Raw genomic sequence first — 22,563 nt, forward strand, 5'->3', positions numbered from 1 at the left:
TTATAAACTAAGTATTTTTAGCATAATAGCATAAATATCTGTGATAATCTGCAGAACAATTATTCAAAAATATATTTCCAATACACAAAAATCCCCACCATCATTGAGAGGATTGCTGTTAAAATAACTGCACCGGCCGAAACATCTTTAATAAAACCAATTCTCTTATCGAACTCTGGCTGAATGATGTCGCAAATTTTTTCGATAGCTGTATTAAAAGCTTCAGCGCTCAAAACAAGAAAACAAACAATAAGAATGAGAATTGTATCAAGATTAGAAATTTTCAGATAAAAAATTAAAAAAATATTCATTAGCAAAGCCACAACCTCGATTTGAAAATTTCGTTCAAATTTAAGCATTAGAAAAACACCTCGGAAAGCATTTATTAAACTTTTATGTAATGCTGGTTTGCGCATTAATTAGATTTTTTTTTATTAGAAATAAAGTAGAGTCGCCAAAAATATCAAACATCAATTGTTTAGCCTCAAAGTTAAATTTTATTTTGATGTATGTTAATAACTCACAGGATTATTCTTTTCCATGTATTTTCAATTTGTTATATTTGTAAAAACTTATTTTTAAATCTATGAAATTTATTATTTCAAGTGGCGAATTGCAGAAAGCTTTACAAACAGTAAGTGGAGTGATTTCAAGTTCTCAATCGAGACCGATATTAGAAAATTACCTTTTCGAACTAAACGAAAACAATGTTACCATTACTGCATCAGATGGTGAAACAACATTGGTAACATCGCTTGAAGTAAAATCAGACGACGTAGGGAAATTTGCTGTGCCTGCGAAGATTTTTCAAGATTTTATTAAAACTTATGGCGAACAACCGCTTACTTTTGTTATAAAAGACAATGCAGAAGGAACGGGAAGTCTTCTTGAAATTTTAGACGAAAAAGATAATTTTGCTGTGGCACTAGATCATGCAGATGATTATCCTGAACTTCCGGAATTTGATGCTGCTCAAACTGTTACTATTCCATCAGGAGTTTTATCTGAAGCTTTAAATAACACCCTTTTTGCAACAAGTAATGATTCTCTTCGTCCGGTAATGACAGGGGTTTTATTCCAGTTTGGGGAAAATGAAACGAATTTTGTCTCTACAGATTCTCATAGATTAGTTGTTTACAAAAGAACAGATTTGATCAATGCTGAGCCAATGGAATTTATTATGCCTAAAAAACCCTTGAATATATTTAAGAATATTTTAGCAAATTCAAATATGGATGTTATCATAGAATTTAATGATAATATGGCTAAATTTACTTTTGATAAAAATATTTGGATTTGTAGATTGATTGACGGAAAATACCCTAACTATACAGCTGTAATCCCGAAAGAAAACCCAAATCTCTTGACAATCAACAGAAGTCTTTTGTTAAGTGCAATCAAAAGAGCTTCAATTATGTCAAATAAATCTACCAATCAAGTTAGATTTAAGCTTTCTGGAAATATTTTACACTTACACGCAGAAGACACAGAATACGCAAACAAAGCAGATATGCAAATTCCTTGCGATTACAATGGTGAAGATATTAATATTGGTTTTAGTTCTAAATTTTTAACAGAAATGCTTGGTATCTTAAGTGCAGATGATATTACAATGAAAATGTCTCAACCAAACAGACCAGGAATCATAGAGCCATTGGATGGTTTGGAAGAGAATGAAAATATTTTAATGCTCTCAATGCCAGTAATAGGTTTGTAAGATTAATTTAGTAATAAAAAAAGGTTATGATTTCGTAACCTTTTTTTATGCATTATTGATAGTAACAATATTGTTTCTAAGGCAAAAAAATCTACTAAAAGTAGGAATTACTAAATTGAAGTTGTAATAAGTTATCAGATTATTATAGGAGGCAACAGACAGCGATTGTCTCAATTTTTAAAGATTTAATCAGGGAAATTATTGTAATTGTGGTGGTGTAGAATCTTTAGAGTAAATTTTTTACGTAGTGCTAATTTTGAATGGAAGTATCTAAAATCAAAATATATATTTAAAATTATAGTTCCTTATTCTCACAAATCTTAAGAAATTCAAAAAATCAACTTCGGAGAAAGAAATTTACAAATTTGGAACTGTGTAGGGCTCTAGAAATTTCTTTGTTTATCAAAAAAACACGACATTTGCACATAGAAAAATTCAAATAAAATTTTCAAAAAATAATTAATGAAAATATCAAATAACTGGCTAAAAGATTTTATCAAAACAGATATTAAAACCGAAAGAATCGGTGAATTTCTTACCGATATAGGTCTTGAAGTTGAAGGAATAGAAAAATTTGAAAGTATCAAAGGTAGCCTAGAAGGGATTGTAGTAGGAAAAGTTTTGACTTGCGAAAAGCATCCTAATGCTGATAAACTCAACAAAACTACGGTTGACATTGGTACAGGAAAAATTTTGAATATCGTTTGTGGTGCACCCAATGTTGCTGAAGGTCAAACAGTTCCTGTAGCAGTTATTGGAACGAAAATCTACAGTAAAGATGGAGCTTTTTTTGAAATAAAAGAAGCGAAAATTCGTGGTGAAGTTTCGCAAGGAATGATTTGCGCAGAAGACGAGTTGGGATTGAGTGAAGACCACGGTGGCATCATGGTGTTAGATGAAACAAAATTTGAAGTAGGAAAGAAGTTTGCAGAATATTTTGATCTTTCAAATGATGAAGTTTTTGAAATTGGTTTAACGCCGAATAGAACAGACGCAATGTCGCATTATGGTGTTGCAAGAGATCTTTTTGCCTATCTTTCAACCAACCAGCAAAAGTCGGAATTTAATAAAGTTTCTTCAGAAGTTTTAAATAATGAAGGTTCACACAATTTTTCTCTTGAAGTTGAAAATACAGATCTTACACCAAGATATATTGGTGCAGTGATAGAAAATGTGAAAGTTGCAGAATCGCCAGCATGGTTGAAAAACAGATTGAAAGCAATTGGTCTTAGCCCAATCAATAATGTTGTTGATATTACAAATTACGTTCTACACGGCTTCGGACAGCCATTACATGCTTTTGATGCTGATAAAATTGTAGGCAAAAAAGTAAAAGTAGGAACTGTAGCAGAGGGAACAAAATTCACAACTTTGGATGGCGTTGAACGAACCTTAAATGGTTCTGAAATTATAATCAAGGATGGAGACGATACTCCATTGTGTATTGCAGGGGTTTTTGGAGGCTTAAATTCTGGAGTTTCTGCAGATACAAACACTATTTTTCTAGAAAGTGCCTATTTCAACCCAATTGCAGTAAGAAAAGCGGCTAAATTTCACGGTTTGAATACCGATGCTTCCTTTAGATTTGAAAGAGGTGTAGACCCCAATATTACAAGAACTGCCCTTACGCATGCCGTTAAGCTTATCTCAGAATTGGCTGAAGGTAAGTTGGTAGGAGAGATTCTTGAAGAATATCCAAATAAAATTAAAGACCATTATGTAATCATCAGATTCTCGAAAATCGAACAGATTTTAGGAACGAAAATTCATAGAGAAAAAGTAAAAGAGATTTTAAAAGCACTTGATATTCAGGTTTTAAATGAAATTCAAAATGGTTTTGAAGTATCAGTTCCTGCATATAGGGCAGATGTAACAAGAGAAATTGATATCATTGAAGAACTTTTAAGAATTTACGGCTACAACAAAATAGATGCTCCTCAAAAAATTTCGTTTACTCCTGTAAAACTGAATGCAAAAGATCAAGATGAGCTAGAAAATTCTTGGGCAAGAACGCTTCAGAGTTTAGGCTTTAATGAAGTTATGAACAATTCTTTAACTTCGGTAAAAGATGAAACAGATGCTGTACGATTATTAAATCCTTTAAGTGGTGATTTAGCATTTATGAGAAAGTCTTTGTTGGAAGGGCTTTTACAAAATGCACTCTACAATATAAACAGAAAAAATCAGGATATTAAGTTTTTCGAATTCGGTAAAATTTATCATAAAAGAGAAAAGTATCAGGAAAGAAAACAGCTTGCAATCTTGGTTTCTGGCAGAGAGGTTGCCGAAAACTGGCTTCAGCCAAAATCTAAAACAGATTTTTACAATTTGAAAGCTTATGTAAAAGTTTTGCTAGAAAAATTAGCGATTGATTACCAAGAAATTGCTTCTTCTGACGAAAGATTTTCTGATGCTTTAGAATATAATACCAATGGAGAAACTATAGTAAGAATAGGGAAAGTGGCTCCTCAAATGCTGAAAGATTTTGATATTGACCAAGAATGCTTCTACGCAGAAATAGAATTGGAATTGGCTCAAAAATTAAGATCCGAAAACACACTTCAATTTAAAGATATTCCTAAATTTAATAAAATCAGAAGAGATTTGGCTTTGTTGATTGATAAAAATGTAAATTATCAGGATCTTTACCAGACTGCGAGAAATAATAAATCTCCGTTCATCAAAAATATCAATCTTTTTGATGTTTATGAAGGGAAAAATCTTCCAGAAGGCAAGAAATCTTATGCGATGAGTTTTGAACTGTTGAATGAAGAAAAAACCTTAGAAGAAAAGGAAATTGCATTAGTAATGGATTCTTTGGTTAAAGCTTTCCAAAAAGAATTCAATGCAGAATTAAGATCTTAGCAATAAAATTATGATTTAAATATAAGACTGTTCGTGAGGACGGTCTTTTTTTATGTAAAAACATCCAACTTTTAATTATATTTACGTTTTACAAAACTACATGCAAAAAAAACTAAAACTTTGGGATGCTATAATGCTCGTAATGGGATCAATGATCGGAAGTGGGATTTTTATCGTCAGCTCAGATATTATGCGGAATCTTGGGTCCGGTTGGTGGCTTGTTTTTGTTTGGATTATTACCGGGGTAATGACGATTGCAGCAGCAATAAGCTATGGCGAACTGTCGGCAATGTTTCCTAAGGCAGGCGGACAATATGTTTATTTAAAAGAAATATTCGGGAAAAAGATAGGATTTCTCTATGGATGGGGACTTTTTTCTGTAATACAAACGGGAACCATTGCTGCAGTAGCAGTAGCTTTCGGAAAATTTACGGCTTATCTTGTTCCTGCTCTTAATGATGCCCAACCCATTTTTCAGCAGGGAGAGTTTAAAATTACTTATATTCAGATTTTAGCTATTGTTGTCATTATGTTGCTCACCTATATAAATACCAAAGGTGTTGAAAGCGGAAAATTTTTACAAAATCTTTTTACAGGATCAAAAATTTTGGCTTTGATTGGAATTATCATTGCTGGAATCTTCCTTGTGAAAAACAGTTTTCTTACAGAAAATTTTGGATACGGATTCAAAGCTTTCAGCAATTTAGAAAAAGATTCTTTAGGGAATTTTCTTCAAACAGGCTGGAAATCTGTTTCGGGATTGACTCTCTTTGGTGGAATTGCATCTGCTATGGTGGGTGCTGTTTTCAGTTCAGTAGCTTGGGAAAACGTAACTTTTGTTTCCGGAGAAATAGACAATCCAAAAAAGAATGTTGTTCGGTCAATGATTTTCGGTACTTCTGCGGTAATGGTTCTTTATCTTGCAGTAAATTTAGTTTATATTTCTACATTGTCAAGAGACGAAATTGCTTTTGCAACAGATGATAGGGTAGCGGTTTCATCTGCATTGGCAATTTTTGGAAATACGGGAACATTAATTATTGCTTTACTCGTAATGATTTCTACTTTCGGTTGCAATAACGGGTTGATTTTGTCTGGAGCTAGAGTTTTTCAAACCATGTCACTTGACGGAATGTTCTTTAAATCTGCTGCGGAAAATAATAAAAACCAGGTTCCGGAAAATGCTTTGTGGATGCAAGGTATATGGGCCAGTGTACTTTGCCTAAGCGGTCAATACGGGAATTTACTAGACATGATCTCTTTTGTCATCGTTTTATTTTATATGATTACTGTTTTTGGAGTTATTTATTTGAGATATAAAAAACCGGAGCTCGAAAGACCATATAAAACTTGGCTATATCCTATTACTCCGCTTATTTATTTAGTAATTGGTACTGCATTTTGTGCGTTGTTGCTCTATTTCAAAACTCAATACACATGGCCGGGATTGCTTTTGGTATTGATTGGTCTTCCTATTTATTATATCATTAATTCTCGAAAATAAAATCTTTTATTTTTTGAGAAAATTGTTTATTTTGATATCAGAAAAAATGCCAATTCATTACAACACCTTGTGTGAATTTTCTGAAGTGCAGAAGAATAATCAAGAACAGAAAATAGGTAGACTTTCAAATGTGCACTCACTTTTACGAATAAAATGATTACCATTCAAAATATAAAAATGTAATACGAAATGCATTTTAAAGATAAGCTTAGAAAAAAATTAGGTAAATCTTGCAGCAATATCATTAGTAATAAGGCATATAACGCTTTCATAAAAACGATGCAGATTGGGAGCATTTTACAAAATGATGCTTTATATGGTAAACGATATCGGGATGATATGACGGAGGTTTTTTAAGAAGTCAAATTATTTCCTAGGCAATCTTCACACTCTGGAATACATTTTGGAAGTAAAAACTAAGGATTATTTAGTGAACTAAATTCGGGCAAATAGGATATTTTGCCTAAATTTGAAGTTAATAAAATTTAAAAATGAAAAACTATATCTTAAGTCTTTTAGGTGCTGCAATTATTGTCTCGTGTGGATCTATGGGTAAATCTTCTTCTTCAAAAGTAGGAAAAGAGCAGGCGCCAATCTCCGATACAAAATGGGTTTTGGCAGATAAAGTGAAAGGTACAACGCCTACATTAAACATTGAAGCAGGGAAAATAAACGGAAACGGTGGCTGCAACAGATTTTTCGGAACGGTAGCTGTAGATGCAGAATCTGGATCATTTACTCCTTCTGGTGTAGGTTCTACAAAAATGGCTTGTGAAAATATGAGCGTAGAAAATAATTTTTTAGGCGCGTTACAAAAAGTAAATAAGTATGTGGTAACAGAATCTAGCTTGGAACTTTACCAAGATGGTTTGTTGCTATTAAAATTTGATAAAGCTCAATAATATATCAAAAATATCATAGGAAAGCCTGATTTAAAATCAGGCTTTTTTTTATTCTGTAACTACAGCTTCTCGCTCTCCGTCTTCCTTTTTGCCTTCTTCAATCATTTCTTCTGCTTCCTCTTTTTCATCCGCATCGGCAGTATCTATTCTTTCTTCTTGATTGTCATTAACCAAATCAATAGAAAATTCACAATACACAGGCAGATGATCTGATCCGAAATTATCTAATGTTTTTAAGCTATCAATAAAAATTTCTTCACTATGAAACATTAAATCAATTGGAAATCTTAAAAATCTGTATTTAGCATGAAATGTAGATATGAAAGCGCGCCCAACTCTAGGATCAATCAATTCGCTTGTTTTTCTAAATAGAATTGATGACTTAGACCAAGCCACATTATTAAAATCGCCAACAACGATGACGGGTTTTTTAATTTCCTTAATTCTTTTGGCAGTACTTAAAAGATCGCCATCTCTTTCTTTTGAAGTTTTTTCTTCCGTGGGACTTGGCGGCGGTGGATGAACTCCAAAAAATACAAATTCAAAATCATCCTTAGTTTTTAGATGAATTTCAATACTGGGAATATCATCAGCGACAAAAAAATGTGTTTTAGACTCAGAAATTTCAAGTTTAGAATAAAAGTGCATTCCGTAGGTATTTTCTAACGTTACCTTGTGTTGAAACGGATACTCTTTTTCAAGAATTTTCAAGGCGTTTTCCCAATCAGAATGGCTTTCCATTGTGAGAAAAACATCTGGTTTGCAATGATTAATAAGATTGACGAATTGGTTGAAATCGGTATTAAACTGATATACATTTGCCGAAATAAACTGAATTGATTTTGAAGCTTTATGTGATGGCTTATGGTCTTTAATAAAATAGAGTGGTGTGTATTTAATTAAGACGATTCCGTGGAAAATGATAAGAAGAAACAGAATTGCCTGAAATATTGTCCAGCTTAAATTTTTTTCAAGAAAAAAGCCTAATCCAAAAGTAAGTATTGCGATTACAAAAATCTGAATTTTACCAAAATCAGGCACCCTGAAAACCCAATGAGTATTTGGTATTTTTGGTAATACAGAAAATAGGATGATTAAAATACTTAGAATTAAATAAAGTTCCCACATAATGATTCAAACAAGGTACTAATTTAAATATATTTAAAAAAGTAACAAAAGAAAACGCGTAGCATTTAAAAAAATATGAAGTCAATTTCTGAAGGCTAAAGCTTATCTCAATTTTTTTTCGGATAATTATTATCTCTTCCAGATCTTATCAAGCTTCTATGCCAAAGTTTAGATTATTAAATGAAATACATTATCTAAGTTTTCAATAAAAATTCTACAGCTTACAAATTGCTAACGAATTAAATCTTAATAAAAAAAAGCCGCCCATTTCTGAGCGACTAGGTATATTATTACCAAATCTTAATTCTTTCTTCTGGAGTTTTGTACAATTTGTCTCCTTTTTTCACGTCGAACGCCTTGTAGAAAGCATCAACATTCATTAAAGGTGCAAAACTTCTGAAATATCCCGGAGAGTGCGGGTCTGTTTTCACTTGGTTGATCATGTATTTTTCGCTTGATAAGGTTCTCCAAACGGTTGCCCAGCTTAGGAAAAATCTCTGATCTTGTGTATAACCGCTGATAGTACCAGGATTTCCTTTGTCTTTCAGATACATTTGCAATGCATCGTAAGCAATATTTACACCACCTAAATCTGCAATATTTTCACCATTGGTAAAAGTTCCGTTTACGAAAGTTCCTTTTACAGGCTCATACTTGTCATACTGAGCAGCCAGAGCTTTTGTTGCTTTTTCGAAGTTGGCTTTGTCTTCTGGCGTCCACCAGTCTACCAAGTTTCCGTCAGCATCAAACTGAGCACCAGAATCATCAAATCCGTGGCTTATTTCGTGACCGATTACCGCACCAATACCACCAAAATTAACTGCAGCATCAGCATTAGGATTAAAGAAAGGAGGCTGAAGGATTGCAGCAGGGAAAACGATTTCGTTATTTACAGGATTATAGTAGGCATTCACTGTTTGTGGTGTCATTCCCCATTCGGTTTTGTCAACTGGTTTACCGATTTTTGCCAACTCTTTGCTGTATTGCCATTCTCCGATGTTCTGAAGATTAGCGTAAAGATTTCCGCCTTTAGATTCTGGGGTGATATTCAATTTAGAATAATCTTTCCATTTATCAGGATAGGCAACTTTTACAGTAAACTTATTCAGTTTTTCTAAAGCTTTTACCTTCGTTGTAGAAGACATCCAGCTCAATCCGTTGATATGTACTACGAAACTTTTCTTTAAATAATCAATCAGTTCCACCATCTGAGCTTTTGCTTCAGCAGGAAAATATTTTTCAACATATAATTTACCGAAAGCTTCTCCTAATGAGCCGTTAATTAATTCAAATCCTCTTTTGTTTAAAGCTCTTTGCTCTTGTTGACCTCTTAAATATTTACCATAGAAAGCAAATTTTGTATTACCCAGTTTTTCGCTTAAATAAGATGCATTTCCGCTGATCATGTGGAATTTCAGATAATCTTTAATTACAGGAAGCGTTTTAGCATTAACGAGCTGGTCAAAGTTTTTATAATAACCTAATTCACTGATGATTACCCTGTCTGTATTTACACCCACTTTTTTGAGGTAAGCAGGAAGATCTACATTTTTCACCAAAGTTTTAAGCTCAGCCATCGTTTTAGGATTATACTGAAGGGTGTTGTCTCGGCTTTGTTCGTTGGTCAACAAGTTTTTTGCAATACTTTTTTCATACTCCACAATTCCTTTTGCAGCAGCATCGGCGTTGGTGTAGCCCAATTCTTTCAGCATAGAAGCAACATACTTTTCGTATTCAGCGAGGGCTTCTGTATTTTTGGCATCTACTTTTTGGTAATAATCTCTTCCCATACCCAATGAAGCGTTACCAAGGTAAACTGCATTCATATTAGAATTTTTCAGATCAGAATCAACGCCCCATCCGTAGAAATTGTTTTCACCTTCTTTGGTTACAGATGCTAAATAATTCTGGAGATCTGTAATGTTTTTAATGGCATCAATTTTAGAGATATTGGCTTGAATAGGCTTTATCCCATCAGCGTTTCTCTTCTCCATATTCATATATGTCGCATACAGATCCTGAATTTTTTTACCTTCACTTCCGTCTGCAAATTTATCTTTCAAAAGAGAATTTAAAATCGTCATAGAATTGTTATCGGTATCATCAGCCAATTTGTTGAAACTTCCCCAAGTTGGTTTATCTGAAGGGATTTTTGCAGTTTTCATCCAGCTTCCGTTTACATAATTGTAAAAGTCATCTTGTGGACGAACATTTTTATCCATATAATTTAGCTCAAGACCTTTTTCTGCAACAGTTTTTACCGTTTTTTGTGCATTCAGAGCAACTGCTCCTGTCAAAAGAACTAATGACAAAGTGAGTTTCTTCATTTTTTATAATTTGTACTATAAGTATATTATGATTGAATATTGTTACTGAAAATAAGAATTATTTATTAAGAAATTAAAATTGAAACCAGATCCTGAATTACTTTCTGTGATACGAAATGCATGAAATCAAGCCTTTCAAGATGAGGCATAAACAGTTTTGAAGTATGTGTTTTGTCGCCAACTTTTATAGAATAATAAACCAAACCAATATCTTTTCCGTCTTCGCCTTTTCCGGGACCAGCAACTCCTGTAGTAGAAAGGGAAATATCTGTCTTGAATAAATTCTGACAACCAGAAGCCATTTCCGAAGCCACTTCTTCACTTACAACAGTGTATTGGCTTACAGTTTCTTTTTTTACCTTTAAAATATCAATTTTTTTCTGCGTATCGTAGGGTATAATTCCGCCTAAAAAATAGCTTGAACTTCCAGGATTTGAAGTAATCATTCTTGCCAATTCACCTCCTGTACAACTTTCTGCAGTTGATAATGTGAGTTTTTTCTCGCCTAAAATCTCAGCAAGAATTTTTGCAATTTTATCTTCTGAAGTAGCGATTACGTTTGGTTTTATTATAGGTAAAAGTTTTTGAATCTGATCTTCTAGTTGTTGCAGTAAAATAGTTTCGTTTTCTCCACTTGCTGTAATTCTTAATTTTACCCGAGTGCCAACCGGAAGATAAGAAAGTGAAATGTGCGCGGGCAAAGCCAACTCCCAATCTTCAATCATATCTGCTAAAATACTCTCGGGAATTCCTACAACAGAAACAATTCTTGTAGTAAGATAATTTAAACTAAATTTCTCCTTCAAATAAGGGATAATTTGATCTTTAATCAATGGTTTTACCTCATAAGGAACTCCTGGAAGACAAAAAACGATTTTTCCGTTTTCTTCCATCATCATACAAGGCGCTGTTCCAAAATGATTCTGAAAAACTGTAGATTTCGTAGGAACAAAAGCCTGCTCACGATTTCTTTCGAGAATTTCTATTCTTCCGCGTTTTTCCATGTAAGCTTTAAGATGTTCGAAGGTAGTATCATCCAAAGCAATTTCATCATTAAAAAAATCGGCAATTGCTTTTTTAGTTTTATCATCTCTCGTTGGTCCCAAACCGCCTGTAGTAATTACTAAATCTCCCAATTCAAAGGCAAATTTCAAAGTGTTTTTAATGATTTCTATTTCGTCTGAAATCGTTAAAATTTGCACCACCCTGATTCCTATATTTTTAAGCTCAGTGGCTATGAAATTTGAATTAGTATCCACTGTATTTCCAGATAAAATTTCGTCGCCTATCGTGATAAGAACTGCGTTTTGCATGATTTTAATTTTGAAAAAATTTAGTACAAATGACGTGAAAATCTCTCTAGCGAACAAAAGAAAATGATTTTTTATATCTTTGATTTTTTACTGTCTACAACTATTACCAAGATTATGACTAAATATGATGATGCTTCTTGGCATTATGGAGGAGATTTTTCTGACGAAATTCCTAAAAAAAACGGAGCAACCCACACCGGGATGTTTCTTAATTGGTGCATTAACCATAATTTCCATTCCAAAGAACTTCAAGAAGACTATGAAAATGAAATTGAAAGCTTAAAAAGACGAGAAATCACTGGAGCAGATTTCGTGATAGATCAGCTGGAAGGAAAGTTTACAGAATACGAATTGAATGATTTTGGAAATGCTTTCGCCAAAGATTATTACGTTGACGAAACTGATTTTGCAAATAAATTCAGCTCATTTGCTACTGATTATATCAATATTTTTGATTCTATAGCCGAAGAAAACGATTTTGAATACGAAACTTTTTATCACATAGAAGATACCTACGAAAACTATGACTTGATGAAGCAGGTTATTGACCATCGTTTTCTAGAATGGAAAGAATATAAAAATCTGAATTGAAATTATGCGCAAAAAACCTAAGAGGTTTCAATCATCAATATTTTTCTCTTAATAAAACTTAAATCCTTACATCTTTTTAATGATTCAAAAGATTTTAATTTTTAAGAAAAAACCTTTAAAAATTGTTCCTTAAAACTGGATGAAACTTCTATTTCAGTATGATCAGAAAGGGTAGCCGTTCCGCTTTTGTGGTAAGATTTTACAAACCCAGTATTGATAATGTGCGAACGATGAACTCTCACAAAAGGATTATCTAGTAAATCATCAAAATGTTTTAAAAACCGGCAAACCATTTTCTTTGAACCGTCTGTAAGGTAAACTTGCGTGAAATTTCCATCAGCCTGAAGTCTCACAATATCTTCTGTCTTTACCACATCAAAACCCTGCAAAGTTGGGAGAATCAACTGTTGTTTTTCGGGTTTTAATTTTAAATTTTCAAGAAGAATTTTATTGCGGTTGAGTTCTTCTTTATTTTGAATGCTTTCAGCCACTTTATTGACTGCCACAATCAATTCCTGAATGTCAATTGGTTTTAAAATATAATAACTCGCAGATTTATTCAAAGCCTGAAGCGAATATTGTGAAAATGCGGTGATGAATATCGTTTCGTAGGAGAATTCTTTGGTAGCTTCCAACACATCAAAAGCATTCCCGAAAGGCATTTCTACGTCAAGAAAAACCAATTGAGGTGAGGTTTCGGCAATCAACGGAACGGCTTCTTTAATGTTTTCCGCTTCACCCAAAATCTCGATTTGCGGACAGTATTTTGTGAGATAATTTCTTAGAACTTCTCTGGCAATTTTTTCGTCGTCTACGATTACAGATTTTATTTTCATTATCTATTTTTTAGTTAGAATTTTCTTTTAGATCGATGCTATTCCAGTATTTTTTTGGAAACAAAATTTGCTTGTTTTTTACATCGATATAAAAGGAAATATAATCAAACACACGGTTATCTTCATTTCGTGAAAACGTTAATTCGTTGTTGTATCGATCTGTGCCTAATCTAAATTTTTTGGGATTAAATGTAAACAAATTTTGCTGAGATGTTATAGATTCACTGATGTAACAAAGGAATGTTTGTTCTTCTGTTTTTTTTATATCGAAATGTGGATATTCTGCAGCAGGTCCAGTTGTCGCTTCATCAATAGGATAGGTCTTTTCTTTGATCTGTATTTCTTTTGTCTTTAAGAAGGTAGCCACTTTTTTAAAGTCTTTCAGCCGGGTTTTTGTTTTAAATAATGAGTTGAAATTTTCGTCAAAAAAACTTGTGTGTTTGGCACTATGTACTACATAAATATTATTTAATTTAGAATCTAAATAAGCATCAACGCTAGCAAAATCTACACTCGTTAAAATTTCAGAAATGTTATTTTTTGCGATTACGTCCGCTTTTCCGTTGCTGTTAATTCCAAATAAATAATCTTCTTCTTGTATTACATCATGATACATTTTTGGAAGTTGAATTCTTTGTTCAAGATTTTTATTATCCATTAAAAAACCACTTTTTTCATCGTGAATGTAGATGTATTCAGATTTGTTCAAATCAATTAAATATGCTCCAGTAATGTATTGTATACTTTCCGTTTTACCTGTTTTTTTATTAACAATGAGTGGGTCTATTGCTTTGCTCATCAATACAAAATAGGGAGAGTTATGGTTTAAAATATATAGTTTCCAATCATATTTGGGTTCTACTACTTCATTACCCTGAGCATCTACAACGCCCATTTTGTAATCATGCCGAAACTCATAAAAATTTTGATTTTGTGCTGAAATATTCCAGAGAATTAGTATGAAAATAAACAAACTTATTTTTTTAGTCATCTTTCCTAATTTTAAATCTTAATTATTACCAAAACACCATTGGCGTTAGGTTTGTCAGTAATTTCAGTACTTATATTTTTCTGATACAAATCATTCAGCAAAGCAATTCTTTCCAAAGTGTTTTTCATGCCGCGGCCTTTTCTGGTTTTCTGATGCTCGGTTTTTTGCTTTTTACTTTCTTCGATGCCAATGCCGTTGTCTTCGATGGTGATTTTCAGATTTTCAGACGATTTCTCGAATTTTAATTTTAGAAATCCTTTCGTAGTTCGGTAACGCAAGCCGTGCCAGACAGCGTTTTCAAGGAACGGTTGCACCAGCATTCCGGGAACTTTCAAACTTTGAGTATTCAGACTTTCATCGACCTCGATTTCATAATCAAACCTATCTGCAAAACGGGTTTTTTCCAAAGCCAGATAATTCTGAAGCAAATCTAATTCCTGCTGAAACGGAATAAAATCTTCTGTAGAATTTTCCATCACGCCCCGCATCAATTTTGAAAATTTGGTTAAATATTGGTTGGCTTCCAGCTCGTTATTCGTTGCAATAAAATGATTCACAGAGTTTAAGCTATTAAAAATAAAATGCGGATTCATCTCACGGCGCAGCGACTGTAAAGCGATTTTCTTATTCTTAATCTGAACTTTTTTCAATGTTCTGAAAATGAAGAATATTAAACCAATTAAAATAGCCAATGCTGCAATCAAACTGTAATTAAAGAGATTTTTCTTTCTTATTAGTTCGTCTTTCAGCTTTTTTTCCTGCTCGAGTTGTGAAATTCGCTGTTCGGTATCTTCAAGAATTTTATTATCTACTAAACTTCGGTCTTTAGAAACCAAATCTGGTAATTTCCCAAGAAAATCACGATACAATTGCACGGAAGCATTGGTGTTTTGAGAAATTGCATACAAACTATCGAGTCGTTTTACACTTTTTTGTGCTTCAAGAGTATGACCTTTATTCAAAGCAATATCATAAGCATTTTTTAATAAAACAATGGCTTCTTTAGGGTCGTTTTTTTTAATGTAAATATCAGCAAGTTCTTGGATTTGCTCCACTTTTTTCTGAGAATTATCCTTTACGAAATCTTCTTTTAAAACCTCCTTTTTCGCTTTGATTGCTTTATCAAAGTCTTTGTTTACAACGTAGAGATCGGTCAGTTTTTGGTTGATTGCCAAAGCTTGCTGTGGAGATTCATCTTTTGATATTTTGTAGGCAGCTGTAAGATTTTCTTCCGCTTTTGGGATGTCTTTTTCTTCAAGATTTGCTTCTGCCATTTGAGAATATCCGGTTGCAAGATCTTCCTTGTTATTTTCTTTTTCGCTGATTTGAATGTTGTTTTGGATGGCTTCCATTCTCATCACGGGTGAGCTTGAATTCAGCCTTGAAGCATCGTTTGAATTCTGTATTTTTTTGGTCTTAGAATAGCCAACTTTTGATGCTACCTCATAATTTTTTGCGGCAGCTTTCAATTTATTCTGATTTTCTTGCGACTGCGCCAATTTTCTTGCGACTTTCTCCAGATTCTGCTTGTCATTCAGCGTTTCGTAGATGTTTTTAGATTTTAAAAAATATTCTTCACTTTTAGAAAAATTAGAGGCATTAAAATAAGACTCACCAATCTTAAAATAAGACTCTGCTTCTGCAGATTCATCCTTTTTTTCGACTGCTTTTCTCAATATTTTACTTTCGCTGGAAACTTCTTTCGCAACATTGACTTGAGAATAAGTGTTATTCCAAAGAAATGTGAAGACCAAGGCAAAAAATAAATGGTAAAATTTCATAAAACAAAGATATACATATAATTGAAGTACGAAAAATGATTCACCAAGTGAAAAATAGGTTTCACCAAGTTGGTTTCAAACAGCTTTTAAAAGGCAATTAAGTTTGCAGTATAATTTAAACTTAATTATCATGAAAAATTTATCCTATTTAGTTCATTTTGTCGTGTTATTGTGTAGCTCTAACATTCAATCTCAGACCAAATTAATATCCTATAAAAGCCACAGCGGTGATATGAAATATTTTGAAAAAAGTATTGTAGAAGACCATTACAATACCAATTATTCTAATCTTGGAGCTGCACCGGAAAGATTTGTGACTAATTCAAAATTAGACAGTGTGATTATCATTGACGACAAAAAAAGCATCATTGTAACATCAACATTTTGTAAAACCCGAAGAAGCGAAACCCCAGAAAAATGGAAACCAGGAAGAGATACCGTTTATAATCATGCAATTTTTTCTAACGAAAATATTGATAACGTAAAAAAAATACTTAAAGAAAATTACAACTTTCAAAACGATATAGACAGTACTGTTTTTCTGAAATATGACAAGAAAACAAAAACTTACAAGCCAATTTCCACGAAAAAAATAATCAAAAAAGCTGAGATAAATAATTTCAAATCAAAAGAGGAAATGATGTATTTATTTGTAATAAGTATTGCTGTATTTGCTTCAATATTTATCTATAGAAAAAATCGTTAAAATCTTACAATTGTGTATAGTAAATCAATGAATGTAGGAAAACTTACTATTTTTTTTAGCTGTTTTTTTCTACAATTTATCCTTTTCTTTCCGTTGAATTTTTTAAGTGATTTGCAGTTAAAAATTACTTATTTCATATTTGGAGATTTTACTCGATTGGTTTTAGAACACTTCTTCAATAAAAAGACCATCAGAATAGATTACAGTTCAGATAGTTATTCGATGTTGGTTTTAATCATTATTTTACTTTTTACATCGGTGATTCTGAGTTTTCTGATAAAGAAAAAATGGGCAAAACGTTTTTTATTGACAACAAAATATATTTGTGTGATATACATTTCTATTATTTTAATAAAATATGGTATTGACAAAATTTTCAAAACCCAATTTCCGGAGCCTGAATCTAATATTCTGTTCACAAGGTTTGGAAACTTAGATAAAGATATTTTATACTGGAGTACAATAGGAACGTCTAAAATTTACAACACGATTATTGGATGTATTGAATTTTTATCAGGAATTCTATTGTTGTTCAGACGTTTTCAGTTTTTGGGATTGTTATTTGCGATTATATGTTTTACTCAAATACTGATCATCAATATTGGGTTTGATATTTCCGTAAAATTCTTTTCCTTCATTTTACTTTTAATGAGCATCTTTCTTGTAAGAAAAACCGGATGGAAACTTTTTCTGAAAATTATTAAACTTCCAAAAGAAACTTTTCTTAACCCAGCTTCATTTCTTCCGTATAAAACTTTTTTAAAGATTGTCATTTTAGGAATCGTATTTATCAAAATTGGGATGCCGTATTTGGATGAAAATTTTCACACCAATGACAAAATTAATTCAACACAATTAAAAGGAGCTTATCAGATCACTTCTTCCGAAAGTCCATATCAATACGTATTCTTTCATAAAGACCAATACTTGATTTTTATGGAAAAGTCTTCGGAAAAGATGACCGCATTTCATTATGATGTTTCTTTTGACAACCAATTGATTCTTGAAGATAACCAACACAACATTTCAAAGCATTTCTTCGCGAAAAGCAAGAAAGATAGTTCTATTATTTTTTCTTTTAATAATCAATTGATCAATGCTAAATCGATTAACCATAAAAAAATGAATGTGTTACAAGAAAGGTTTCATGTATTGATAGATTAACCATTAATCGCAGCAAATATTCTTTCACCAAGTGAAAACCTCAGTTTACCAAGTTTACAAAAATTCAGTTAGTATTAGAAGTAATTTTGCTTTAGAAATTTAAAACAAGAAATTATGAAATCGAAGAAACGATTGCATAATACCGATAAAAACAATAAATATTTACATTATGAAACTGAAACACCTTTTATTAGTAGGAATCTTTGCAGCAGGAAGTTTGGTGAATGCGCAGGAAATCAAAAAAAACGCAATCGAGGTAACAGGAGTTGCCGAAATGGAAGTGGAACCTGATGAAATCATCTTTAGCATCGGGATAAAAGCCGACAACAAAAATCAATTAGCCGACAACGAAAAACTTTTATTTGAAACGCTGAAAACCAACGGAGTGAAAAATGAAGATGTCAAATTCAAATCAATGTACCAGAATTTGTATTCTAAAACAACCAAGTTTACCAAGAGTTTTCAGTTTAAAGTAAATGCTAAAACCAATGTCAGTAAGCTTTTTGAAGATTTAAACCAGAAATGGGTAAGCAATCTGAATATTGCCGAAATTAAAAACACAAAAATTGCAGATTTCAGAAAAACGGTAAAAATCAATGCCTTGAAAGCGGCCAAAGAAAAAGCAGATTATCTTTTGGAAAGCATCGGAAAAAAAACCGGAACGCCTTTGGAAATCACCGAAATTGAAGATTACATGAGTGACTCTGTAATGCCCGTAGCTTACAGAAGCAAAATGGCCAACGTACAGATGGAAGCAGCCGACCAAAGTGTTGATTTTGCTTTTGATAACATAGAAAATATTAAGCTGAAATTCAGCATCAAAACGAGATACGAAATTCTTTAGTTTTTTATGAGGCAGTCTGAAATGGCTGTCTTTTTTTTTGTCTAAAAACTTCCACCAAGTGAAAACCTCAGTTCACCAAGTCTTCAAATTTTTGGTTTTTAATCGGGCTAATTTTACTGTAGAACTTTAAAATAATAAACAATGCGACACTCTTTTTTTATACTCATTTTTATGGTTTCGATTTTTAAATCTCAGGAAATTAAAAAGGAAATCGAGGTAAAACAGGCAACTGTATTTTTGCAGGGAGCTAAGGTTTTCGGAAACACAAATGTTACTCTTCAAAAAGGAAGAAATGTGGTTAAAATCATCAATCTCCCGAATGACTTGGATGAAAACACATACAAAATCAATCTGGAGAAAAATACAACCCTTTTGTCTATCACTCCACAAAGTAATTATCTTAAAAATGATGAATTGACCGATGGCGAAAAAAAGCTGGATGATGAAAGAAAAAAAATTCAGAGACAAGTCAATTTATTGAATATTCAAATTAATAATTTGACGGGCGAACAAAATATCATTAATGACAATCTTAAAGTTTCAACGAACGACAAATCTACTCCGCAGGAACAATTGATTAAGCTGACAGAATTTTATCGCAAAAGAATGCTGGAAATTGATAATCTGGTTTTTCTTCTGAATGAACAAAAATCTGTTTTTGATGAAAGTATTGCTAAAATCAACAAACAATTTGCTGAAGAACAGACTCATAAAAATACCAATACAAAAGAATTGGTTCTCGAAATTCTTGCCGAAAATGAAATGAATCTTAATCTCGGAGTAAGCTACATCGTTTCTAATGCAGGCTGGGTTCCGTCTTATGATTTGAGAGCTTTATCCACCAAAAAACCTCTGGAAATTGTCTACAAAGGAAAAATTTACCAAAAAACCGGGCAAGACTGGAGTAATGTGAAACTATTTGTGTCTACTTACAGACCTTCGTATAACCAAAACAGACCAATTTTATCACCGCTTTATGTCGCTGAGTACACCGCTTACAATAATGAAGATGTAAAAATTGGATATGCTAAAAAAGCAGTTTCAGCCGAATCAAATTCTTATCAGATGAGAGCTGAAGTTGCTGCCCCAAGTCAGATTCCTGTTGCGACTGTTTCGGATAATCAGATGAATATTTTGTATGAATTAAAATACAACCAAACCATCCTAAGTCAGGAAAAAGAGCAATATGTGATTCTGGATAAAAAACAGGTGGATGCAACCTATAAATACCACACCGTTCCGAAGCTGAACAATCAGGTTTTCTTAATGGCATTCGTAAAAAACTGGCAAAATTTAAACCTTATATCTGGCGAAGCTAATATTTATTTTGAAGATAATTACATCGGTAAAACCAATATAACAAGCAATTATGTGAAAGAAGAATTCCCTATTTCTCTGGGTGTTGATGAGAGAATTGTTGTAAAAAGAATCAAGCTTGAAGATAAAACTTCACAGAAAAACCTCAACTCAAATAAATGGGAAACCGAATCTTATCAAATAACGGTAAGAAACAATACGAAAGAAAATATAGAATTGGAAATTCTGGATCAGCTTCCTTTAAGCGAAAATTCAAAAATCACAGTAAAATCTTTAGAAATCGGCAACGGAATTTACGATGAAAAAACAGGAAGTATTCTGTGGAACAGAAATATTTCTAACGGAACATCAGATAAAATTAATTTCTCTTATGAGGTAAAGTATCCGAAAGAAATGCAGATTCAGTATTACAGTCGATAGTTTTAGAGTCCTTGGAGAAAATTAAATAATATTTCAATTAACCATTAAAAAATACGTTATGAATACATTAAAATTTTTAGCATTCACAACAAGTGCAGTTGCTTTTTTAAGCACAGGAAAAATCTCAGACCTTCGTTGCAGCAGTAAAGCCAAAGACAGAGCATTGGTAGAAAGTAATATTTCCACAGAGCCGCAAATTACCATCTCAAAAGACAATAAAATTCAGGTTGCTCTGCTTCTGGACACCTCTAATAGTATGGATGGACTCATCGATCAGGCAAAATCAAGACTTTGGAATATTGTGAATACTTTAACTACTTTGAAGTACAACGGAGCGTCTCCACAAGTGGAAATCGCACTTTATGAATACGGAAACGACGGCTTGAAAGACGAAAATTACATCAGACAGGTTACTCCGTTGACTCAGGATTTAGATTTGGTTTCAGAAAAACTTTTTGCTCTAAAAACCAATGGTGGAAATGAATATTGCGGTGCAGTAATCCGTGATGCATCCATGAATCTGAATTGGGACGGAAACGAAAAAAGCATGAAACTGATTTATATTGCAGGAAACGAAGCTTTCAACCAAGGAAGAATCAATTATAAAGAAACTATTTTGGGTGCCAAGGAAAAAAATATTTATACCAATACTATTTTCTGCGGAAGCCGTGATGAGGGAATACAGACGTTTTGGCAAAACGGAGCAACTTTAGGAGAAGGAAAATATTTCAACATCAACAGCAATCAAAAATTAATTTATATTGAAACGCCTTATGATGTGAAAATATCGCAGTATAATTCTCAACTCAATGATACTTACATTTCTTACGGGACAAGAGGTTCTGAGATGAAAAGCAAACAGACCACACAAGATGCTAATGCAGAAATGCAGTCGTCTTCAAACGCTGTAGAACGTGCAGTAAGTAAGTCTAAGAAAAATGCATACAAAAACGATCATTGGGATTTGGTGGATAAGATTGAAAAAGACAGAAGCTACATTTCATCAATTAAAGAAGAAGAATTACCTTCTGAGTTGAAAGGAAAAAGCAGAGATGAAATTAATAAAATTATTGCCAAAAAATCTACAGAACGCAATGAAATTCAGAAAGAAATAGAAGCTTTAGCTAAAAAGAGACAAATTTTTATAGATTCTGAAATGAAAAAGCGTGGAAATGCTGATGGCGATGATTTGGGAAAAGCGATTGAAAAATCTATTGTAGAATTGGCAAAAAAGAAAGGGTATCATTATTAAATATAAAATACGCAATTGAAATTGGCAAAGTACTTAAGGACAAATTTGAAATAAGATGGAAAAAAAAATTCTATGATAAAATATATCAAATTTTAGCCAACTATAGAAAAAAAATAAGTGTTAATATTGTTTATTAAGTTTGGGGGGACGAAATATGGTCTCCCCAAACATTTTTCTGAAAGAGATTTTTTTAAAATTTATTTTTTTTTTAAATGAAGATTGAATCCACTCATTTTTCTTTATAGATTATGTTTTACCCAAATCAAATCATCGGTATTGTAACCTAATTTTTGAGCTTTTGCAAGAAAACGAAGTTTTGTGGTTTCAGGAATTTCAGGTGTTCTAGAGAGGATCCACATGTATTTTAAACTGCTACCTACTACCAAAGCATATTGGTAATCTTCATCAATATCAATTACATTATAACCAGCCCAGATGGGTTTGAAAAAAGAAACTTTCAGCTGTGCTTCTGTCTTTTTATTAACAAATTTTGCCTCGCCTACAGACTCTTTCCATTCTTTTTTTACATAATTGTAACCTCGGTTTTGAACATTGATGTTCCCGTTTTCGTTTATAGAATAGGTTGCAGTAACATTATCCATATCTTTCTCAAATTTATAATCAAATCTTGCAATCTCATACCATTTTCCAAGATATTTGTCGGAATTAAAATTTTGAACTGCTACTGCATTTTCCGGAAGTCCAACAGAGCAAGAATTAAAAATTATTAATCCTAAAACTCCAACTGCAAATGGCAAAAGTAATTTTTGATATGTTTTCATGCTAATTATTTTATAATCTAAAAATGAATTCAAAAATAATGCCTATTGAATTATGTTAAATTATTTTAAATTTATAGAATGTACTTTATTCATGAAAATGCTTAGTTTTATGAATGGGCAGAC

Annotated in this window: 18 protein-coding genes; 10 read left to right on the forward strand and 8 right to left on the reverse strand. The window is 32.5% G+C overall.

Annotated elements, in window-relative coordinates:
* Window positions 1–59: 59 nt before the first annotated feature.
* Window positions 60–416 carry a diacylglycerol kinase family protein gene (locus BW939_RS04800; protein WP_076450408.1) on the reverse strand — a complete coding sequence of 119 codons (357 nt, stop codon included), beginning with the start codon at window positions 414–416 and terminating at the stop codon, window positions 60–62.
* A 170-nt stretch (window positions 417–586) separates the two neighbouring features.
* Here BW939_RS04800 and dnaN point away from each other — a divergent pair, with 170 nt between their 5' ends.
* The 4 genes from dnaN (at window position 587) to BW939_RS04820 (ending at window position 6,988) form a co-directional block, all read left to right on the forward strand.
* Window positions 587–1,717 (forward strand): DNA polymerase III subunit beta, encoded by a 1,131-nt coding sequence (gene dnaN / locus BW939_RS04805; RefSeq protein WP_076450410.1) that lies wholly within the window; start codon window positions 587–589, stop codon window positions 1,715–1,717.
* 462 nt (window positions 1,718–2,179) lie between these two features.
* Complete coding sequence (pheT, locus tag BW939_RS04810; protein WP_076450412.1) at window positions 2,180–4,582, forward strand: phenylalanine--tRNA ligase subunit beta; 2,403 nt, start codon at window positions 2,180–2,182, stop codon at window positions 4,580–4,582.
* Window positions 4,583–4,682: 100 nt separating this feature from the next.
* On the forward strand, window positions 4,683–6,086 hold the full coding sequence (locus tag BW939_RS04815) for an APC family permease (protein WP_076450413.1): 1,404 nt from the start codon (window positions 4,683–4,685) through the stop codon (window positions 6,084–6,086).
* Between the two features lie 491 nt (window positions 6,087–6,577).
* The gene (locus BW939_RS04820; RefSeq protein WP_076450415.1) at window positions 6,578–6,988 is read left to right on the forward strand and encodes an META domain-containing protein; all 411 of its coding nucleotides are present in this window, start codon (window positions 6,578–6,580) and stop codon (window positions 6,986–6,988) included.
* A gap of 48 nt (window positions 6,989–7,036) precedes the next feature.
* Here BW939_RS04820 and BW939_RS04825 read toward each other — a convergent pair whose 3' ends face one another.
* The 3 genes from BW939_RS04825 to BW939_RS04835 form a co-directional block, all read right to left on the reverse strand.
* Window positions 7,037–8,116: an endonuclease/exonuclease/phosphatase family protein gene (locus BW939_RS04825; protein ID WP_076450417.1), complete on the reverse strand. Its 1,080-nt coding sequence runs from the start codon at window positions 8,114–8,116 to the stop codon at window positions 7,037–7,039.
* 290 nt (window positions 8,117–8,406) lie between these two features.
* On the reverse strand, window positions 8,407–10,443 hold the full coding sequence (locus BW939_RS04830) for a M13 family metallopeptidase (RefSeq protein WP_076450418.1): 2,037 nt from the start codon (window positions 10,441–10,443) through the stop codon (window positions 8,407–8,409).
* A 65-nt stretch (window positions 10,444–10,508) separates the two neighbouring features.
* Window positions 10,509–11,756, reverse strand: a complete 1,248-nt coding sequence (locus tag BW939_RS04835; RefSeq protein WP_076450420.1) for a CinA family nicotinamide mononucleotide deamidase-related protein — start codon at window positions 11,754–11,756, stop codon at window positions 10,509–10,511.
* Window positions 11,757–11,819: 63 nt separating this feature from the next.
* Here BW939_RS04835 and BW939_RS04840 point away from each other — a divergent pair, with 63 nt between their 5' ends.
* Window positions 11,820–12,347, forward strand: coding sequence for a DUF7832 domain-containing protein (locus tag BW939_RS04840; protein WP_228417134.1), 528 nt, complete (start codon window positions 11,820–11,822; stop codon window positions 12,345–12,347).
* A gap of 101 nt (window positions 12,348–12,448) precedes the next feature.
* Here the strand turns inward: BW939_RS04840 and BW939_RS04845 are convergent, their stop codons facing one another.
* From BW939_RS04845 to BW939_RS04855, 3 genes are read right to left on the reverse strand one after another with little or no spacing between them, the layout of a single operon-like run.
* Window positions 12,449–13,183, reverse strand: a complete 735-nt coding sequence (locus BW939_RS04845) for a LytR/AlgR family response regulator transcription factor (RefSeq protein WP_076450424.1) — start codon at window positions 13,181–13,183, stop codon at window positions 12,449–12,451.
* Between the two features lie 10 nt (window positions 13,184–13,193).
* A complete protein-coding gene (locus BW939_RS04850; protein ID WP_076450426.1) occupies window positions 13,194–14,174 on the reverse strand; it encodes a hypothetical protein in 981 nt (326 codons plus the stop codon).
* Window positions 14,175–14,185: 11 nt separating this feature from the next.
* Window positions 14,186–15,955, reverse strand: coding sequence for a tetratricopeptide repeat-containing sensor histidine kinase (locus BW939_RS04855; RefSeq protein ID WP_084566597.1), 1,770 nt, complete (start codon window positions 15,953–15,955; stop codon window positions 14,186–14,188).
* Between the two features lie 232 nt (window positions 15,956–16,187).
* On the opposite strand from BW939_RS04855, the gene BW939_RS04860 reads away from it, so the two are divergent.
* The 5 genes from BW939_RS04860 to BW939_RS04880 all read left to right on the forward strand — a co-directional run bounded on the left by BW939_RS04860 (window position 16,188) and on the right by BW939_RS04880 (window position 21,658).
* On the forward strand, window positions 16,188–16,661 hold the full coding sequence (locus BW939_RS04860; protein ID WP_123891533.1) for a hypothetical protein: 474 nt from the start codon (window positions 16,188–16,190) through the stop codon (window positions 16,659–16,661).
* Between the two features lie 327 nt (window positions 16,662–16,988).
* The gene (locus BW939_RS04865; protein WP_123891534.1) at window positions 16,989–17,825 is read left to right on the forward strand and encodes a hypothetical protein; all 837 of its coding nucleotides are present in this window, start codon (window positions 16,989–16,991) and stop codon (window positions 17,823–17,825) included.
* 169 nt (window positions 17,826–17,994) lie between these two features.
* On the forward strand, window positions 17,995–18,669 hold the full coding sequence (locus tag BW939_RS04870; protein WP_076450431.1) for an SIMPL domain-containing protein: 675 nt from the start codon (window positions 17,995–17,997) through the stop codon (window positions 18,667–18,669).
* Window positions 18,670–18,810: 141 nt separating this feature from the next.
* Entirely contained in the window at window positions 18,811–20,406 is a 1,596-nt protein-coding gene (locus BW939_RS04875; protein WP_084566598.1) for a DUF4139 domain-containing protein, read from the forward strand.
* Between the two features lie 58 nt (window positions 20,407–20,464).
* Window positions 20,465–21,658, forward strand: a complete 1,194-nt coding sequence (locus tag BW939_RS04880; protein WP_084566599.1) for a vWA domain-containing protein — start codon at window positions 20,465–20,467, stop codon at window positions 21,656–21,658.
* A gap of 239 nt (window positions 21,659–21,897) precedes the next feature.
* On the opposite strand, the gene BW939_RS04885 is transcribed toward BW939_RS04880, so the two are convergent.
* Window positions 21,898–22,440 carry a lipocalin family protein gene (locus BW939_RS04885; protein ID WP_076450436.1) on the reverse strand — a complete coding sequence of 181 codons (543 nt, stop codon included), beginning with the start codon at window positions 22,438–22,440 and terminating at the stop codon, window positions 21,898–21,900.
* Window positions 22,441–22,563 lie beyond the last annotated feature (123 nt).

Origin of the sequence: Chryseobacterium piscicola (assembly GCF_900156685.1) — a bacterium.
Lineage (GTDB): Bacteria > Bacteroidota > Bacteroidia > Flavobacteriales > Weeksellaceae > Chryseobacterium > Chryseobacterium piscicola.

Excerpts from the sequence above, each read along its gene's own strand:
- BW939_RS04800 (WP_076450408.1), bottom strand. The coding sequence starts at position 416 with ATGCGCAAACCAGCATTACATAAAAGTTTAATAAATGCTTTCCGAGGT.
- dnaN (WP_076450410.1), top strand. The coding sequence starts at position 587 with ATGAAATTTATTATTTCAAGTGGCGAATTGCAGAAAGCTTTACAAACA.
- pheT (WP_076450412.1), top strand. The coding sequence starts at position 2,180 with ATGAAAATATCAAATAACTGGCTAAAAGATTTTATCAAAACAGATATT.
- BW939_RS04815 (WP_076450413.1), top strand. The coding sequence starts at position 4,683 with ATGCAAAAAAAACTAAAACTTTGGGATGCTATAATGCTCGTAATGGGA.
- BW939_RS04820 (WP_076450415.1), top strand. The coding sequence starts at position 6,578 with ATGAAAAACTATATCTTAAGTCTTTTAGGTGCTGCAATTATTGTCTCG.
- BW939_RS04825 (WP_076450417.1), bottom strand. The coding sequence starts at position 8,116 with ATGTGGGAACTTTATTTAATTCTAAGTATTTTAATCATCCTATTTTCT.
- BW939_RS04830 (WP_076450418.1), bottom strand. The coding sequence starts at position 10,443 with ATGAAGAAACTCACTTTGTCATTAGTTCTTTTGACAGGAGCAGTTGCT.
- BW939_RS04835 (WP_076450420.1), bottom strand. The coding sequence starts at position 11,756 with ATGCAAAACGCAGTTCTTATCACGATAGGCGACGAAATTTTATCTGGA.
- BW939_RS04840 (WP_228417134.1), top strand. The coding sequence starts at position 11,820 with ATGATTTTTTATATCTTTGATTTTTTACTGTCTACAACTATTACCAAG.
- BW939_RS04845 (WP_076450424.1), bottom strand. The coding sequence starts at position 13,183 with ATGAAAATAAAATCTGTAATCGTAGACGACGAAAAAATTGCCAGAGAA.
- BW939_RS04850 (WP_076450426.1), bottom strand. The coding sequence starts at position 14,174 with ATGACTAAAAAAATAAGTTTGTTTATTTTCATACTAATTCTCTGGAAT.
- BW939_RS04855 (WP_084566597.1), bottom strand. The coding sequence starts at position 15,955 with ATGAAATTTTACCATTTATTTTTTGCCTTGGTCTTCACATTTCTTTGG.
- BW939_RS04860 (WP_123891533.1), top strand. The coding sequence starts at position 16,188 with ATGAAATATTTTGAAAAAAGTATTGTAGAAGACCATTACAATACCAAT.
- BW939_RS04870 (WP_076450431.1), top strand. The coding sequence starts at position 17,995 with ATGAAACTGAAACACCTTTTATTAGTAGGAATCTTTGCAGCAGGAAGT.
- BW939_RS04875 (WP_084566598.1), top strand. The coding sequence starts at position 18,811 with ATGCGACACTCTTTTTTTATACTCATTTTTATGGTTTCGATTTTTAAA.
- BW939_RS04880 (WP_084566599.1), top strand. The coding sequence starts at position 20,465 with ATGAATACATTAAAATTTTTAGCATTCACAACAAGTGCAGTTGCTTTT.
- BW939_RS04885 (WP_076450436.1), bottom strand. The coding sequence starts at position 22,440 with ATGAAAACATATCAAAAATTACTTTTGCCATTTGCAGTTGGAGTTTTA.